The organism is Pseudonocardia zijingensis (genome assembly GCF_042657305.1).
GTDB classification, from domain to species: domain Bacteria; phylum Actinomycetota; class Actinomycetes; order Mycobacteriales; family Pseudonocardiaceae; genus Pseudonocardia; species Pseudonocardia zijingensis.
In genome coordinates this window covers 18,296-32,609 of record NZ_JBHSKO010000040.1, presented here as the reverse complement: position 1 = coordinate 32,609, position 14,314 = coordinate 18,296, and the positions used below count along the sequence as shown (strand labels likewise).

Below are 14,314 nucleotides of genomic sequence, written 5' to 3'. Positions count from 1 at the left end.
TGGTGGGCGGGGACCCGCCGCTGCGCGGGCGTTCCGGTCCTGATCGGTGCCGGCGAGAGGAGGAGAACGGATGCCGCCCTGGACGCGCACCCGACGGGCTCCCGGCCGGGAGCGTGCCGCCGACCCCGAGATCGCCGCGCGGCACTCCGCCGCCCTCGATCTGTGGCGAGCCGGTCGGGCCGAGGAAGCGGTTCCCGTTCTCGAGGAGGTATTGCAGGGCTGCCTCGCCGGAATGGGGGAGGGGGACCCGGCCACGCTGACGGTGGCCGGAAACCTGGGCGCGGTCTACTTCTCGGCCGGTGCGTGGCAGCAGGGAATCGATCTGCTCGCGGCGAGCGTTTCGGATCGCACGCACATCTTCGGCCCGTCCGATCCCCGCACGCTCACCGCCGTCGACGCACTCGCCACCGCATATCGGCTCGTCGGCCGGATCGACGAAGCGGTTCCGATTTCCGAGGGGGTGGCGGCAGAACGGGCGCGCGTACTCGGCCCCACCCATCCCGATACGTTGACGTCGCGATTGGGAGCCGGCCTCGCACGCGCCGCATTCGGGGATGTCGAGGCGGCACTCGCCCACCTCGGTGCGGCATTGGCCGACGCCGAGCCGGTGCACGGTCCGCGCAGTGAACACGTGATCGCGCTGCGCGCGAACCTCGCGGGCTGCCTCGCCCTGCTCGGCCGCGCCGCCGAGGCCACCACCGAGCTGCAACGGGCGGCCGCCGACGCCGCCGCGGTGTTCGGCGGCACGCACCCGGAGACCGAGGCGTTGCTGGCCGATCTGGAGCACGTGGAGGACCGGACGTGGTTCTTCACGATCGGCCGGATGGCCGGCGGCGGCCGGGAGCGCGACCGCGCCTGAGCGCCGCCGCGCGGGGTCGGCCGTGATCCCGATGCCCGGCCGGGTGGCTCGTACTTCCGGCCGAGGAGCACGGGTGGTGTCCTTACATAGGCTCGTGCCGTGATCCGCCTGCTCCGCTGGATCCGGCGGAACCTCGCGCTGGTGGCCGAACTGGCCGCGTACGGGTTCTGGTTCCTGGTCGACCTCGTCGCCGCGGCCGTCGTCGGGCCCGCCGCCGCCCTCGTGCCCGCCGTGGCCGTGCCCCTCGTCGTGCTGCTGCGCAGGCGACCCGGCGCCCGGCTGATCCCCACCGCCGCGACCGCCATCGGGCTGTCCGTTGCGATCTCGTTGTTCACCACCGTGCAGGCACTGGTGTTCCCGGGGAGCCCGCTCGCGTCGATGGCGTTCACCGAGCAGCTCGCGCTCGCCGTGGTCGTGGTGGTGGTGCTGCACCGGTGCCCGTTGCGTCCCGCTCTCCTGCTGACCGCGGCCGCCGCGCTGGCCATCGTCGGCTCGCCGCTCATGCGCACGACCGACCCCGACACGAGCACCTTCGAGGTGCTGTCGGCGCTCGGCTGGGGTGGCGCCGTCACGATCGGGCTCGTCCTGCGCGAGGTCGAGACCCGCCGCCGCGCGGCGGTGGAGGAGGTCCGCACCGGCGAGCGGATGGAGCTCGCCCGCGAGCTGCACGACGTCGTGGCGCACCACGTGACGGGCATCGTCGTGGCCGCCCAGGCCGCGGCCGTGGTGGCCCGCACCTCCCCCGACGACGTCGACCGGGCCCTCGCCGCCATCGAAACCGCGGGCGCCGACGCGCTCACGGCGATGCGGCGGATGGTGGGCGTGCTGCGCGGCCAGGACGCCGAGGGCACGCGCAGCCCCGGCACCGACCTCGCCGAGGTCCACACCCTCGTGCGCCGGTTCGATCCCGACGCCCGGCTGGTTCGGCTCACCGGCGACCCGGGCCTGGAGCACGCGGTGCTGCCGCCCGGGGTCGCCGCCACCGGCTACCGGGTGGTGCAGGAAGCTCTGACGAACGTCCGCCGGCACGCCCCCCACGTCACGGCGGTCGAGATCGACGTCCGGATCCGCGAGGAGGCCCTGCTGGTGTCTGTGCGCAACGACGGTGTCCCGCCCGCCCCCGTGAGCGGGCGTGGCGGCGGGTTCGGACTCGTGGGGATGGGTGAGCGGGTGGCCGCACTGGACGGCTGGCTCACCGCGGGCCCCGTCGGGCCCGGGCTGTGGGCGGTGTCGGCGCGACTGCCGCTGCGGGGCGCCCGGTGATCCGGGTCCTGCTCGCCGACGACCAGGAGATGGTGCGCACCGGCTTCCGGCTGATCCTGTCCGCCGAGCCCGGCCTCGAGGTCGTCGGCGAGGCGGGCAACGGGGTCGACGCCGTCGCGCGCGCCCGCGAGCTGGAACCCGACGTCGTGCTGATGGACATCCGGATGCCCCAGCTCGACGGCCTCGAGGCCACGCGCGCGCTCACCGCCGACCCGCAGCCGCCGCGCATCGTCGTGGTCACGACGTTCGACCTCGACGAGTACGTCTACGGCGCGCTGCGCGCAGGCGCGTGCGGCTTCCTGCTCAAGGACGCGGGCCCCCGGCTGCTCGTCGAGGCCGTGCGGGCCGCGGCGGCGGGCGACGCGCTCGTCTCGCCGTCGGTCACCGTGCGGCTGCTCGAGCACCTCGCCGCGGGGCCGGCGGCGCAGGCGCCGCGCCTGCCCGACCCGCTGTCACCGCGCGAGCTCGACGTGGTCCGCGCCGTGGCCCGGGGCCGCACCAACGCCGAGATCGCGGCCGAGCTGTTCGTCTCCCTCTCCACGGTGAAGACGCACCTCACGAACATCCAGACGAAGCTGTCGGCCCGCAACCGCGTGGAGATCGCGGCGTGGGCGTGGGAGCACGGACAGGTCCGCTGACCCACCCGTGAGTGGATACGAGTGCTGGAGCCCTCGTATCCACTCACGAGGCGGGGGTGTCAGCCGAGTTCGGTGGGCACCGCGATGACATCGACCATCGCCCCGTTGCGCAGCACCGTCACCGGGAGCGGCACGCCGATCGCGTCACCGAACAGCTGACGCTGGATGCCCTGGGCGTCCTGCACGGGCCTGCGCCCGACGTCGAGCACGAGATCGCCCGCGCGCAGCCCGGCGCGCGCCGCGGGGCTGCCGCCGATCACCTCGGCGAGCCGCAATCCGTCGGTGCGCCCGTACTTCTCCGCCACGGCCGCGGGCACCGGCGCCGGGGTGCCGACCACCCCGAGGTAGGCGCGCCGCACCCGGCCATCGGCGAGCAGCGCTTCGACGATCCGGCGGGTGGTGGCGTTCACCGGCACCGCGAGGCCGAGCCCGACCCCCGCCACCGCGGTGTTGATGCCGACCACCCGCGCGTGGGAGTCGGCCAGCGCGCCGCCCGAGTTGCCGGGGTTCAGGGCGGCGTCGGTCTGGATCACGTCCTCGACCACGCGCCCCGCCCGGCCGGAGCGGGTGGGCAGCGCCCGGCCCAGCGCGCTCACGACACCCGCGGTCACCGACCCCACGAGCCCGAGCGGGTTGCCGACTGCGACCACGAGCTGGCCCACCACGAGGGCGTCGGCGTCGCCCAGGCGGACGGGCGGCGGAAGGTCGCCCGGACGCTCGGCCCGCAGGACCGCCAGGTCGGACAGCGGATCGGTGCCGACGACCGTCACGCGGGTCTGGGCGCCGTCCACGAAGTCGGCCCGGCCCGAGCGGGCCTCGCCCACGACGTGGGCGTTGGTGACGAGGATCCCGTCGCCCGGCACCACGACGGCCGACCCGCTCCCGCGTTCGGTGCGGACGGCCGCCACGCGTCCGGTGAGCTCGGCGGCCACGGCGCTCACGGTGCGGGAGTAGGAGTCGAGCTCGTCCATGACGACCTCCTCGCGATTACAGCTTTGCACGCGTTGCGTGCACGAGGAGAACGCCGCGTCCGGCGCCGGTGTTCCGCCCGGCACCGCTTGCCGGAGGCATGATCACGGCTTCGACGCAAAGACGGGCGTGTTCAACCCGGGAACGCGCCAACTCGACGATCAAGGGGAGAAGGTCGCCTTCAGGAGGCGTGGATGGGGCCCTCGCGCTCGGCGAGCCGGGAGCCTGCGCCGCCCCAGTGCAGGGCGATCATCTCGGCGGCGATGGAAACGGCCGTCTCCTCCGGGGTGCGGGCACCCAGGTCGAGCCCGATCGGGGAGGACATCCGCGCGATCTCCTCGTCCGTGACGCCGGCCTCGCGCAGCCGCTCGATCCGGTCGTCGTGGGTGCGGCGCGAGCCCATCGCCCCGATGTAGCCCACCTCGGGCAGCCGCAGCGCGACCTCCAGCAGCGGGACGTCGAACTTGGGGTCGTGGGTGAGCACGCACAGGGCGGTGCGCCGGTCGATCCGGCCCGCCTCGGCCTCGGCCTCGAGGTAGCGATGGGGCCACTCGACGACCACCTCGTTGGCGCCGGGGAACCGGGACGCCGTGGCGAAGACCGGGCGCGCGTCGCACACCGTGACCCGGAAGCCCAGGAAGCTGCCGATCTTGGCGACGGCGGCGGCGAAGTCGATGGCCCCGAACACGATCATGCGGGGCGGCGGCGCGAACGACTCGACGAACACGTCGAGGCCCTCGCCGCGGCGCTGACCGTCGACGCCGTAGTGCAGCATCGCGTTGCGGCCCGCGTCGAGCAGGCCGCGGGCGTCGTCGCGCACGGCGTCGTCGAGGCGCTCGGAGCCGGTGCCGCCCTCGGTGCGGTCCGGCCAGATCACGAGGCGCTTGCCGAGCCGCTCCGCCGGGCCGGCCACCACGGTGGCGACGGCGACCGGCGAGCCCGACCGGATGGCGTCGGCCACGGTGCCGAGCTGCTCGTAGGTCTCGCGGTCGACCTTCTCGACGAAGATGTCGATGATCCCGCCGCAGGTGAGGCCGACGGCGAACGCGTCGTCGTCGGACACGCCGTACCGCTGCAGCACCGGCCGCCCGTCGGCGAGCACCTGCTGGCCCAGCTCGTACACCGCGCCCTCGACGCAACCGCCGGACACGCTCCCGACGGCCTCGCCGCCGGGCCCCACGAGCATCGAGGCCCCCGGCTGGCGCGGCGCGGAGCTGTAGGTGCCGACCACCGTGGCGAGCGCCGCGGTCTGACCGTTCTTCCACCAGCCCTCGAGCTGATCAACGACGTCACGCATCTCGTACCACCTCGAGAAGTCGTTCCAGGGTGGCCAGGCTGTGGCCTGCCAACAAGTCGTCCAAGAAGGGAAGGGCCGCGACTATTCCACCCTGCACGGGTTCGTAGCCGTCCTTGCCGACGTGCGGGTTGACCCACACGACGCGGTGGGCGAGGCGGCGCAGCCTGCTCATCTGGTTGCGCAGCACGTCGGTCTCGCCGCGCTCCCAGCCGTCGGAGAACACGACGATCACGGCACGGCGGGCGGAGCCCCGCTGGCCCCAGCGGTCGACGAAGGCGCGCAGGACCTCGCCGAGCCGGGTGCCGCCCGACCAGTCCGGGATCGCCTTCGCGGCCGCGGCGAGCGCGCGTTCCGGGTCGCGCATCCGCAGCTCCCGGGTGACCCGGGTGAGCCGCGTGCCGAGGGTGAAGGCCTCGACCGAGGCGGGGGACCGGCGGACCACCACGTGCGCGAAGCGCAGGAGCGCGTCGGCGTAGGGCTCCATCGAGCCCGAGACGTCGAGCAGGAGCACCACCTTGCGGGCCCGCCGCGACCGGTTGCGGCGGTGCAGCTCGCGCAGCTCACCCTGGTTGCGCAGGGCGGCCCGCAACGTGCGGCCCGGGTCGGTGGACCCGTGCGCGGACGGGCGGAGCCTGCGCGACGCCCGGCTCGGGGGCTCGGGCCGCAGCAGCGCCATCAGCCTGCGCAGGTGCTCGCGCTCCACGGGGGTGAGCTCGCCGAGGTCGCGGTTGCGCAGGATCTCGGTGCCGCTCGCGCGCGCGTGGATCTGCGAGGACTCCGAGTCCTCCTCCTCACCGGTGCCCGCGTCCTCGGGGGTGAGCGCGGCGAGCTTCGGCGGCGGCGGGGGCCGCTCGTCGCGCACCTGGGTGCGCCCGCCCGGGGCGGGTTCGAACCACCCGGCGAAGGCCTGGTCGTAGCGCGGCAGGTCGTCGGGGTCGGAGCAGAGGGTGAGCCGGCCCGCCCAGTAGGTCTGGGTGCGGTCGGTGACGTCGAGCGCGTCGAGCGCCGACAGGAACGCCGACACCCGGTCGGTGGTGACGGCGAGGCCTGCGTTGCGCAGCACGACCGTGAACCCCACGAGCCCGGGGAGCGGGTCCGTGGTGTGCGGGGTGGGTGTCGGTGCCATCCGTCCTCAGGACGCGAGCAGGGTGTCCAGCTGGGAGCGGACGCGATCCGCGTCCTCGCGGTACTTGAGGACCGCGCCGAGCGTGGCGGCCGCGGAGTCGACGTCGAGGTGGCGGGCGCCGACGAGCTGGAGCGCGCGTGCCCAGTCGATCGTCTCGGCCACCCCCGGCGGCTTCAGCAGGTCGGTCTGCCGCAGCCGGTGCACGGCACCCGCCACCTGGGCGGCCAGCCGCTCGGGCAGGCCCGGCAGCCGCGAGTGCAGGATCTGGATCTCGCGCTGCAGGTCCGGGTGGTCGAGCCAGAGGTAGAGGCAGCGCCGCTTGAGCGCGTCGTGCACCTCACGGGTGCGGTTGGAGGTCAGCACGACCAGCGGCGGCTCCTTCGCCCTGACCTCACCCACCTCGGGGATGGAGACGGCGTGCTCGGTGAGGACCTCCAGCAGGAAGGCCTCGAACTCGTCGTCGGCGCGGTCGACCTCGTCGATCAGCAGCACGCTCGGGCTCGTCTGCAGCGCGCGCAGGACCGGGCGGGCCAGCAGGAAGCGGGGGTCGTAGAGGGAGGCCTCGACCGCGTCGGCGTCGAGGGTCTCGCCGGTGGCCGAGGCCGCGGCCTCCAGAGCGCGCAGGTGCAGGAGCTGCCGGGGGAAGTCCCAGTCGTAGAGGGCCTGGGAGGCGTCGATGCCGTCGTGGCACTGCAGCCGGATCAGCTCGGCGTCGAGCACCTGGGCGAGCGCCTGCGCGAGCGCGGTCTTGCCGGTGCCGGGCTCCCCCTCGCAGAACAGCGGGCGGTTCATCTGCATGGCGAGGAACGCGGCGGTGGCGAGCCCGTCGTCGGCGAGGTAGCCGGTGGTCCGCAGCGCCGCCGCCAGCTCCGCGGGCGAGCCCACGGCGTTCGAGGGGCGTTCTGTCACGGTTCCAGCATGACGGACCGGGAGCCTGCCAGCCACTACGGGTGAGCCCGGCCATACCCGCTGCGTCACCGGAGCGATCACGCTGAGTTGCTTCGAGACGTGACGCAATCCGTAATACTTCCGGTTTGAACGCAATTGTTTTGCCGTGATCGAATCGTGATCACGAGCCTTCTGACCTGGGCGTATCCACTTTTGATCAACTCAATCATCGAATTTACGTGACGTTGGTCACGTCCGCCGAGTTTGACGATTCCGCACAAGCCACTCGTACCGTCAACGTCCGGTCGAGCCAGAAGGTTCGATCGAAATGCATCCGGAACCGTCGCACTACCACCCGGTCCCGCGGTTCCGGTCCGTCGAGCAGAAGACGGGACCGGGTCGAGTTCGGCATTCATGAAGGCGGTCCCCGTGCCTTCCATGATCGCCAGAACGCGTTCGACGGGCTTCACCCCAGCCCGCTGACGAGCGCGAACAGCTCGCCAGTGCGACCAGGAGACACCGAAATGAGCACACGACCCGATTCCCGCCTGGGCCGAAAGCTGGTACGGCTGGCCGTCGTCGGTGCAGTTGCGGTCGGCGCCCCCTTCGCCGTCGCCGGGACCGCGAACGCGGCCTCGACCTCCACGTGGGACAAGCTCGCGAAGTGCGAGAGCGGCGGTAACTGGAAGATCAACACCGGAAACGGTTACTACGGCGGCCTGCAGTTCAGCCCGCGCACCTGGCGCGCCCACGGCGGCAAGGGCATGCCCCACCAGGCCAGCAAGGCACAGCAGATCAAGGTCGCGGAGCGCATTCTGGCCAACCAGGGCTGGAAGGCCTGGCCGTCCTGCTCGAAGAAGCTGGGTCTGCGCGGCCGCGACTGAGCGCGGACGGCCGGCGGCACCCTAGGCCGAACCGACCCACTCGTCGGTGCCGTCGGCGAACAGCTGGTGTTTCCAGACGGGCAGCAGCCGCTTGACCTCGTCCACCAGCTCGGCACAGGCCGCGAAGGCCTCCTTCCGGTGATCGGCGGCGACGGCGCACGCCAGCGCCACGTCGCCGATCCCGAGCGGGCCGATCCGGTGGCTCACCGCGATCGCCCGCACGCCGGTGGCCCTGGCCGCGACGTCCGCCGCGACTTCGGCCACCACCTTCCCCGCCGTGGGGTGGGCGCTGTACTCCAGACCACGCACGGAACGGCCGCCGTCGTGGTCGCGCACCACCCCCGCGAACGTGACGACCGCACCCGCCGCGGCGTGGTCCACGAGCGCGGCGTGCTCCGCGACGTCGAGGGGTTCCTCCCCCACCACGGCGCGCAGCACGGCCGCACCGGTACCGGTGCCGGTCATCGGTGATCGCCTCCTCGCAGCTGGTCGACGGCGTGGTCGAGGACGTCGGCCAGCACGGCCAGACCGTCCCGAACCCCACCTGTCGATCCGGGCAGGTTCACCACCAGTGTGCGCCCCGCGACGCCGGTGAGGCCACGGGACAGGACGGCCGTGGGCACGGTGGGCGCGCCGGCGGCGCGGATGGCGTCGGCCAGGCCCGGCACCTCGTAGTCGAGCACCGCCCTGGTGACCTCCGGGGTGGCGTCGGTCGGCGAGATTCCGGTGCCACCGGTGGTGATCACGACGTCGACGCCGTCGGCCACCGCGGCGCGCAGTGCCTCGCCCACGGGCTCCCCGTCCGGGACGACCACCGGATCCGGTGTGGCGTACCCGCGTTCACGCAGCCACTCGACGATGATCGGCCCGCCGCGGTCGGCGTAGACGCCCGCCGCGGCGCGGTTCGACGCCGTGACGACGCGGGCGCGCCGCTCGCTCACGAACGGTCCTCGGGGCGCGTCCAGGTGCCGGTCTTGCCGCCCTCCTTGCTCTCGACGCGCACGGCGTCGAGCACGGCGGCCGGGTCGACGGCCTTCACCATGTCGTGCAGCGTGAGCCCGGCGACCGCGACGGCGGTGAGCGCCTCCATCTCCACACCCGTGCGGTCGGTGGTGCGCACCGTGGCCCGGATGCGCACCTGCGCGCCGTCGGGCTCGAGGTCGAGGGTGACCCCGCTCAGCGCGATCGGATGGCACAGCGGAACGAGGTCCGGGGTGCGCTTGGCGCCCATGATCCCGGCGATCCGTGCGGTGGCGAGCGCGTCGCCCTTGGGCAGCCCGTCGCGGCGCAGCAGGTCCACCACCTCGGCCGTGGTGTGCAGTACTCCAGTGGCCACGGCGGTGCGCGCGGTGGCCACCTTGCCTGAGACGTCGACCATGCGGGCGGCGCCTGCGGCATCGACGTGGGTGAGGTCCACGGAGGCACCCTACGACCTCCCCGGTCCCCGCACCGAGACCGACTCGAAACGTGATCTACGCCACTACTTCGCAACCTGAAAGTAATCTTGAACGTTGGCCCGGACAACGCACTGAGCTGGGCGAACCGAGGGCCCACCCGGTGTGCGCCTACCTCCTGGGCCGGTGCCGCGCCCGCGCCGGGGGTTCCCGATCGACGGATCCGGACGTACCGTCCCACCTCGGTTCGGTCGGATGCCCCAGATCCGGACGAACTCCGGGAAACGCAGCGCTCCCCTGTCCGGCGTTCCCGGCCCCCGTCCCCTCACCGAGGCGCAGGACAGGAACGGACCGCGGCCCAGCCGGGCCGCGCCGCCAGCTCCCCGGCGGTCGTCGTCCGGAAGCGCAGCGCGCGGAGTTGCCCTCATGGCCCGCTACCGCGGCCGTCACCGTGCCCCGAGCAAGACCGGTCGGACCCTCGCCCGCACCGCTGTCGCGGGCGCCGTCGCCGGAGCCCCGCTGCTCGTCGCCGCCCCCGCCAACGCAGCCCCCGACTCGGCGTGGGACAAGCTCGCCCAGTGCGAGAGCGGCGGCCGGTGGAACATCAACACCGGTAACGGTTTCTACGGTGGCCTCCAGTTCACGCCGTCCACCTGGCGCGCCTTCGGCGGCAAGGAGTTCGCCGCGAGCGCCCACCAGGCCAGCCGCGAGCAGCAGATCGTCGTCGCCGAGCGGGTGCTCGCCGGCCAGGGCTGGAACGCCTGGCCGTCGTGCTCGCGCAAGACGGGTGTCCGCGGCGAGTCCGCCACCCAGCGCGACGCGCCGGCGCGCAAGTCGGGCAGCGACGACAAGGTCCGCCTGGCCTCGTCGGGCGGCGCCACGAGCGGCAACTACGTGGTCAAGCGCGGCGACACCCTCGGCCGCATCGCCTCGGCCAACAACGTAGCGGGCGGCTGGAAGGCCCTGGTGGAGAAGAACCCGGCCCTGAAGTCCAACCCGGACTCGCTCAAGGTGGGCCAGCGCCTCACCCTCTGAGCAGACGCACCACCACGTCCGCGCTCTCGCGCCGAATCTCAGTCGGCGAGGGGGCGCGGACGTCGTCGTAGGGCCTCCGCGAGCTGTTCCGGGGTGTCCACGTCGTCGGGCTCCGCGAGGTCACCGCACTCGACGAGCTCCAGATCGGGGTGCCCGGCCAGGTAGCCACGGGCGCCCGCGTCCCCCGTGGCCGCCGCGCGCACGCCCGGCCAGTGGGCCCGGCCCAGCAGCACCGGGTGCGCCGGGCGGCCGGCGTAGGCGGCGCGCACCAGCGCGTCGGGGCCGCTGCGGGCCGCGAGCCGGGCGACGGCCGCCGCCGTGACCCCCGGCAGGTCCACCAGGTGCACCAGCGCCGCGTCCGGGACCGGCTCGAGCGCCTCGAGGGCGGCGAGCCCCGCGCGCAGCGACGCCCCCATGCCCTCGGCCCAGCCGTCGGCCACCACCGCCCGCACCCCGGCGGGCAGCAGTGCCTCCACTTCCTCTGCCGCCGCGCCGACGACGACCACGAGCGGCCCGCAGCCGCCGTCGGCGAGCACACGGACGGCCCGTCGTACGAGCGGCTCACCGTCCAGCGCCACGAGCGCCTTGGGCCGGCCCATCCGCCGGCCTGCGCCCGCGGCGAGCAGCAGCCCCGCGGGGGCTATCGGTTGATCTCCGTCTTGGGGTGGACGTAGGGCACCTCGTCAAGGGGGAACTCCACGTCTCCGAACGGGGAGAGCGAGCCCTGGAGCGGGCTGGCGAGCTCGGTGACGGGGTGCTCGCCATCGGGGAGCTCCGGCCACGTCGGGTCGATCCGGCGCGAGCGCTCGGCCACTGTGTCCTCCTCGTTCTCGGTGGTCACCAGCCAGTATCCCGTACCGGCCTGCGCGACGCCGCGGGCTACCGTGGACGTGATGCCCACAGTGTCCCGCCCGGCGCAGCTCGGCTCGTCCCGCGCCCCCGTCGTGCCCGCGAACAGCGGGTCCCAGCGATGAACGCCCCATCGGGCGGCACGCTCGTCGACTGGCTGCGCGCGCAGGACGACGAGGTGCTCGCCACGCTGCTGCGGCTGCGCCCCGATCTCGGCGTGCCGCCCCCGGCGGACCTCGTCGTGCTCGCCACCCGGGCCGGGGTCCGTGCCTCCGTGCACCGCGCCTGCGACGACCTCGACAGCGTCACGCTGGCCGTGCTGGAGGCCGCCGTCGTCGCCGACGCCGACACCGCGCCCGTGCCCGCCGCCGAGCTGGCCCGGCTCCTCGGCCCGGACCTGCCCGCCGGCACGCTCGCCGCCGCGCTGCGAGCCCTGCGGGAGCGCGCGCTGCTCTGGGGCACCGACGAGGGGCTCTCTCTCGTTCCCGCCGCCCGCGAGGTGGTGCCGCGGCACCCGGGCGGCCTGGGCCGTCCCGCGTCCGGCCCCGCCGCCTCGTCGGCGCTGCCTGAGCTCCTCGCCGCGCTCACCCCCGAGGAGCGCCGGGTCCTGGAGGCGCTCGCCGTGGGGCCGCCGATCGGGCGCAGCCGGTCGGGCGCCGACCCGGACAGCCCGGTCGGACGCCTGCTCGCCCGCGGGCTGCTGCTGCGCGTCGACTCCGACACCGTCGAGCTCCCCCGCCAGGTGGGGCTGGCGCTGCGCGGCGACCGCCCGATGGGGCGCGTGCCGGTCGCGCCGCCCGACATCGGGGCGGTGAACCGTGGCGCCGACCTCGTCGACCGCACGGCGGGCGGCGCCGCCCTCGAGGTGCTGCGCCGTCTCGACCTCCTCATCGCCTTCTGGGCCCACACGCCGCCGCCCGTGCTGCGTTCCGGCGGCCTCGGCGTGCGCGAGCTGCGCCGGGCGGCCCGTGAGATGGACACCGACGAGACCACGGCGGCCCTGCTCGTCGAGCTCGCGCTCGGCGCCGACCTCATCGGCGAGAGCGACGGCGTGAACCCCGACTGGCTCCCCACCACCACCGCGGACGTCTGGGCGGCCGGTGGGCCGGAGATGCGCTGGGCCACCATCGCCCGCACCTGGCTCGACCTGCCCAGGCTGCCCGGCCTGATCGGCCAGAAGGACGACGCGGGCCGCCCGATCTCCGCGCTCTCCGACGGCGTGCGCCGCCCGCTCGCGCCCCGCGACCGGCGCCGCGTGCTGGCCGGGCTCGCGGAGCTGCCGCCCGGCACCGCACCGGCGTCCGCCGCCGCGCTCGCCGACCTGCTCGCCTGGCGCGCCCCGCGCCGCGGCGGGCGGCTGCGCGACGAGCTCGTCACGTGGGTGCTCGCCGAGGCCACCGTGCTGGGCGTCGTGGCCCTCGACGCCCTCACCGGGCCCGGCCGGGCGCTGCTCGAGGATCCCGACCGGCTGGTGGCCGCCCTGCGGGTCACCCTCCCCGAACCGGTCGACCACGTGCTCCTGCAGGCGGACCTCACCGCCGTGGCCCCCGGCCCCCTGGAGACCGCGCTGGCCCGCGAGCTCGACCTCGCCGCCGACGTCGAGTCGGCCGGCGGGGCCACCGTGTACCGATTCACCGAGGCCACGATCCGGCGCGCGCTCGACGCCGGGCGGTCGGCGGCCGACCTGCACGAGCTGTTCGCGAAGCGATCCGCCACCCCGGTGCCGCAGGGCCTCACCTACCTCGTGGACGACGTCGCGCGCCGCCACGGGCAGCTGCGCGGCGGCGCGGCCGCCTCGTTCCTGCGCTCCGACGACGAAGTGCTGATCGCCGAGGTGCTCGCCCACCCGGACACCGGCGCCCTGGAGCTGCGGCGCATCGCGCCCACGGTGGTCGTCTCCCCGCTGCCGCTCGTCGAGGTGCTGGACGGGCTGCGAGCCGCCGGCTTCAGCCCCGCCGCGGAGGACCCCGGCGGCGCCGTGCTCGACCTCACCGACCGCGGTCGCCGCACGTCCCCGCGGCGCCGCGCGACCACACGTAGCGGCCCTCCGGAACCCGACGCCGAGCAGCTCGCCGCGCTCGTCTCCCGCATGCGGGCGGGCGACGCCATGGCGGGCGTCCGCCGGGGCGCCGCCGCGCCCGTCACCACCAACGGGTCCACGCTCGACCTGCTCCGCACGGCCGCCGCGGCCCGCCGCAGCGTCTGGATCGGGTTCGTCGACGCCCACGGGGTGGCGGGCGAGCGCGTGCTCACCCCACGGTCGGTGGGTGGCGGCGTGGTGGAGGGGCTGGACGCGGTGGACGGCGCACCGCACCGCGTGCCGCTGCACCGGATCACCAGCATCGCGCTGGTGGAGGACGATGCCTGAGCAGCACACCAGCGGCGCCGGCCCGACAGGCGGGTACTGCTGATCTCCAATGATCGGGGGCGAGCAGCACACCACGGTTCTGCCACGACACCCGTGTACGGCTCGCGGCGAGCCATCCCGCGAGGCAGGCGCGTGGCCACGCCATCGAGGGCGCGCAAAAGAGCGCCGTCCCGCGCGAACAGCACATCAGCGCTGCCAGCCCGACGGCCAGGTACTGCTGATCTCCGACGATCGGGGGCGAGCAGCACACCACGGCTCTGCCACGACACCCGTGTAGGGCTCGCACAGAGCCTGCGCGTGCGTGGGCGGACACGGAGCTGCGCCGTCCGCCGAACAGCACACCAGCGCTGCCGACCCGACGGCCAGGTACTGCTGATCTCCAATGATCGGGGGCGAGCAGCACACCACGGTTCTGCCACGACACCCGTGTACGGCTCGCGGCGTTCCCGTCCCGCGGGGCAGGCGTGGCCACGCCCATCGAAGGCGCGCAAAAGAGCTGCGCCCGGCCGAGCAGTACCCCATCGCGGTCGGCCCTACATCCAGGTGCTGCTGATCTTCGCGGACCGCTGCGAGCAGCACACCACGGTGCCACTCACGACATCCACGTACGGCTCGAACAGCGCACGCGCGCGGAGCTGCGCCGTCCGGTCCGAACAGCACACCAGCGCGGTCGGCCTACACCAAGGTGCCGCTGATCTTCGCGGACGACTGCGAGCAGCACACCACGGTGCCGCTCACGACCTC

Annotated in this window: 13 protein-coding genes and 1 pseudogene; 6 read left to right on the top strand and 8 right to left on the bottom strand. The window is 74.3% G+C overall.

The features are described from left to right. Positions 1-70: 70 nt before the first annotated feature. From ACFPL3_RS39900 to ACFPL3_RS39890, 3 genes are all read left to right on the top strand, one after another. Complete coding sequence (locus ACFPL3_RS39900) at positions 71-859, top strand: tetratricopeptide repeat protein (protein WP_343943657.1); 789 nt, start codon at positions 71-73, stop codon at positions 857-859. Between the two features lie 99 nt (positions 860-958). Beyond that, on the top strand, positions 959-2,122 hold the full coding sequence (locus ACFPL3_RS39895; protein WP_343943658.1) for a sensor histidine kinase: 1,164 nt from the start codon (positions 959-961) through the stop codon (positions 2,120-2,122). Beyond that, positions 2,119-2,760: a response regulator transcription factor gene (locus tag ACFPL3_RS39890; RefSeq protein ID WP_343943659.1), complete on the top strand. Its 642-nt coding sequence runs from the start codon at positions 2,119-2,121 to the stop codon at positions 2,758-2,760. Before ACFPL3_RS39895 ends, ACFPL3_RS39890 begins: the two co-directional genes overlap by 4 nt. Positions 2,761-2,819: 59 nt before the next feature. Here the strand turns inward: ACFPL3_RS39890 and ACFPL3_RS39885 are convergent, their stop codons facing one another. The 4 genes from ACFPL3_RS39885 to ACFPL3_RS39870 all read right to left on the bottom strand — a co-directional run bounded on the left by ACFPL3_RS39885 (position 2,820) and on the right by ACFPL3_RS39870 (position 7,061). Beyond that, a complete protein-coding gene (locus ACFPL3_RS39885) occupies positions 2,820-3,731 on the bottom strand; it encodes a S1C family serine protease (protein ID WP_343943660.1) in 912 nt (303 codons plus the stop codon). Between the two features lie 179 nt (positions 3,732-3,910). Further along, positions 3,911-5,026, bottom strand: a complete 1,116-nt coding sequence (locus tag ACFPL3_RS39880) for an XdhC family protein (protein WP_343943661.1) — start codon at positions 5,024-5,026, stop codon at positions 3,911-3,913. Next, positions 5,019-6,152 (bottom strand): vWA domain-containing protein, encoded by a 1,134-nt coding sequence (locus ACFPL3_RS39875; protein WP_343943662.1) that lies wholly within the window; start codon positions 6,150-6,152, stop codon positions 5,019-5,021. Before ACFPL3_RS39875 ends, ACFPL3_RS39880 begins: the two co-directional genes overlap by 8 nt. 6 nt (positions 6,153-6,158) lie before the next feature. Next, positions 6,159-7,061 carry an AAA family ATPase gene (locus tag ACFPL3_RS39870; protein WP_343943663.1) on the bottom strand — a complete coding sequence of 301 codons (903 nt, stop codon included), beginning with the start codon at positions 7,059-7,061 and terminating at the stop codon, positions 6,159-6,161. Between the two features lie 503 nt (positions 7,062-7,564). On the opposite strand from ACFPL3_RS39870, the gene ACFPL3_RS39865 reads away from it, so the two are divergent. Continuing rightward, positions 7,565-7,924, top strand: coding sequence for a transglycosylase family protein (locus tag ACFPL3_RS39865; RefSeq protein ID WP_343943664.1), 360 nt, complete (start codon positions 7,565-7,567; stop codon positions 7,922-7,924). Positions 7,925-7,945: 21 nt separating this feature from the next. Here ACFPL3_RS39865 and ACFPL3_RS39860 read toward each other — a convergent pair. After that, positions 7,946-8,865: pseudogene (locus tag ACFPL3_RS39860) on the bottom strand (molybdenum cofactor biosynthesis protein MoaE). Further along, positions 8,862-9,341 carry a cyclic pyranopterin monophosphate synthase MoaC gene (gene moaC / locus ACFPL3_RS39855; RefSeq protein WP_343943665.1) on the bottom strand — a complete coding sequence of 160 codons (480 nt, stop codon included), beginning with the start codon at positions 9,339-9,341 and terminating at the stop codon, positions 8,862-8,864. The pseudogene ACFPL3_RS39860 and the gene moaC overlap by 4 nt, the downstream one beginning before the upstream one ends. A 403-nt stretch (positions 9,342-9,744) precedes the next feature. Here moaC and ACFPL3_RS39850 point away from each other — a divergent pair, with 403 nt between their 5' ends. Next, a complete protein-coding gene (locus ACFPL3_RS39850; protein WP_343943666.1) occupies positions 9,745-10,353 on the top strand; it encodes a LysM peptidoglycan-binding domain-containing protein in 609 nt (202 codons plus the stop codon). A 38-nt stretch (positions 10,354-10,391) separates the two neighbouring features. Here the strand turns inward: ACFPL3_RS39850 and ACFPL3_RS39845 are convergent, their stop codons facing one another. Both ACFPL3_RS39845 and ACFPL3_RS39840 read right to left on the bottom strand, forming a co-directional pair. Continuing rightward, on the bottom strand, positions 10,392-10,997 hold the full coding sequence (locus tag ACFPL3_RS39845; protein WP_379590812.1) for a nucleotidyltransferase family protein: 606 nt from the start codon (positions 10,995-10,997) through the stop codon (positions 10,392-10,394). Then, on the bottom strand, positions 10,994-11,194 hold the full coding sequence (locus ACFPL3_RS39840) for a hypothetical protein (RefSeq protein ID WP_343946421.1): 201 nt from the start codon (positions 11,192-11,194) through the stop codon (positions 10,994-10,996). Before ACFPL3_RS39840 ends, ACFPL3_RS39845 begins: the two co-directional genes overlap by 4 nt. Before the next feature lie 129 nt (positions 11,195-11,323). On the opposite strand from ACFPL3_RS39840, the gene ACFPL3_RS39835 reads away from it, so the two are divergent. After that, on the top strand, positions 11,324-13,570 hold the full coding sequence (locus tag ACFPL3_RS39835; protein ID WP_379590807.1) for a helicase-associated domain-containing protein: 2,247 nt from the start codon (positions 11,324-11,326) through the stop codon (positions 13,568-13,570). The last annotated feature ends 744 nt before the right edge of the window (positions 13,571-14,314 follow it).

Bases quoted from the DNA above. Each gene is read 5' to 3' on its own strand.
- ACFPL3_RS39835 (WP_379590807.1), top strand. From the start codon at position 11,324: ATGAACGCCCCATCGGGCGGCACGCTCGTCGACTGGCTGCGCGCGCAG.
- ACFPL3_RS39865 (WP_343943664.1), top strand. From the start codon at position 7,565: ATGAGCACACGACCCGATTCCCGCCTGGGCCGAAAGCTGGTACGGCTG.
- ACFPL3_RS39885 (WP_343943660.1), bottom strand. From the start codon at position 3,731: ATGGACGAGCTCGACTCCTACTCCCGCACCGTGAGCGCCGTGGCCGCC.
- ACFPL3_RS39875 (WP_343943662.1), bottom strand. From the start codon at position 6,152: ATGGCACCGACACCCACCCCGCACACCACGGACCCGCTCCCCGGGCTC.
- ACFPL3_RS39900 (WP_343943657.1), top strand. From the start codon at position 71: ATGCCGCCCTGGACGCGCACCCGACGGGCTCCCGGCCGGGAGCGTGCC.
- ACFPL3_RS39850 (WP_343943666.1), top strand. From the start codon at position 9,745: ATGGCCCGCTACCGCGGCCGTCACCGTGCCCCGAGCAAGACCGGTCGG.
- ACFPL3_RS39880 (WP_343943661.1), bottom strand. From the start codon at position 5,026: ATGCGTGACGTCGTTGATCAGCTCGAGGGCTGGTGGAAGAACGGTCAG.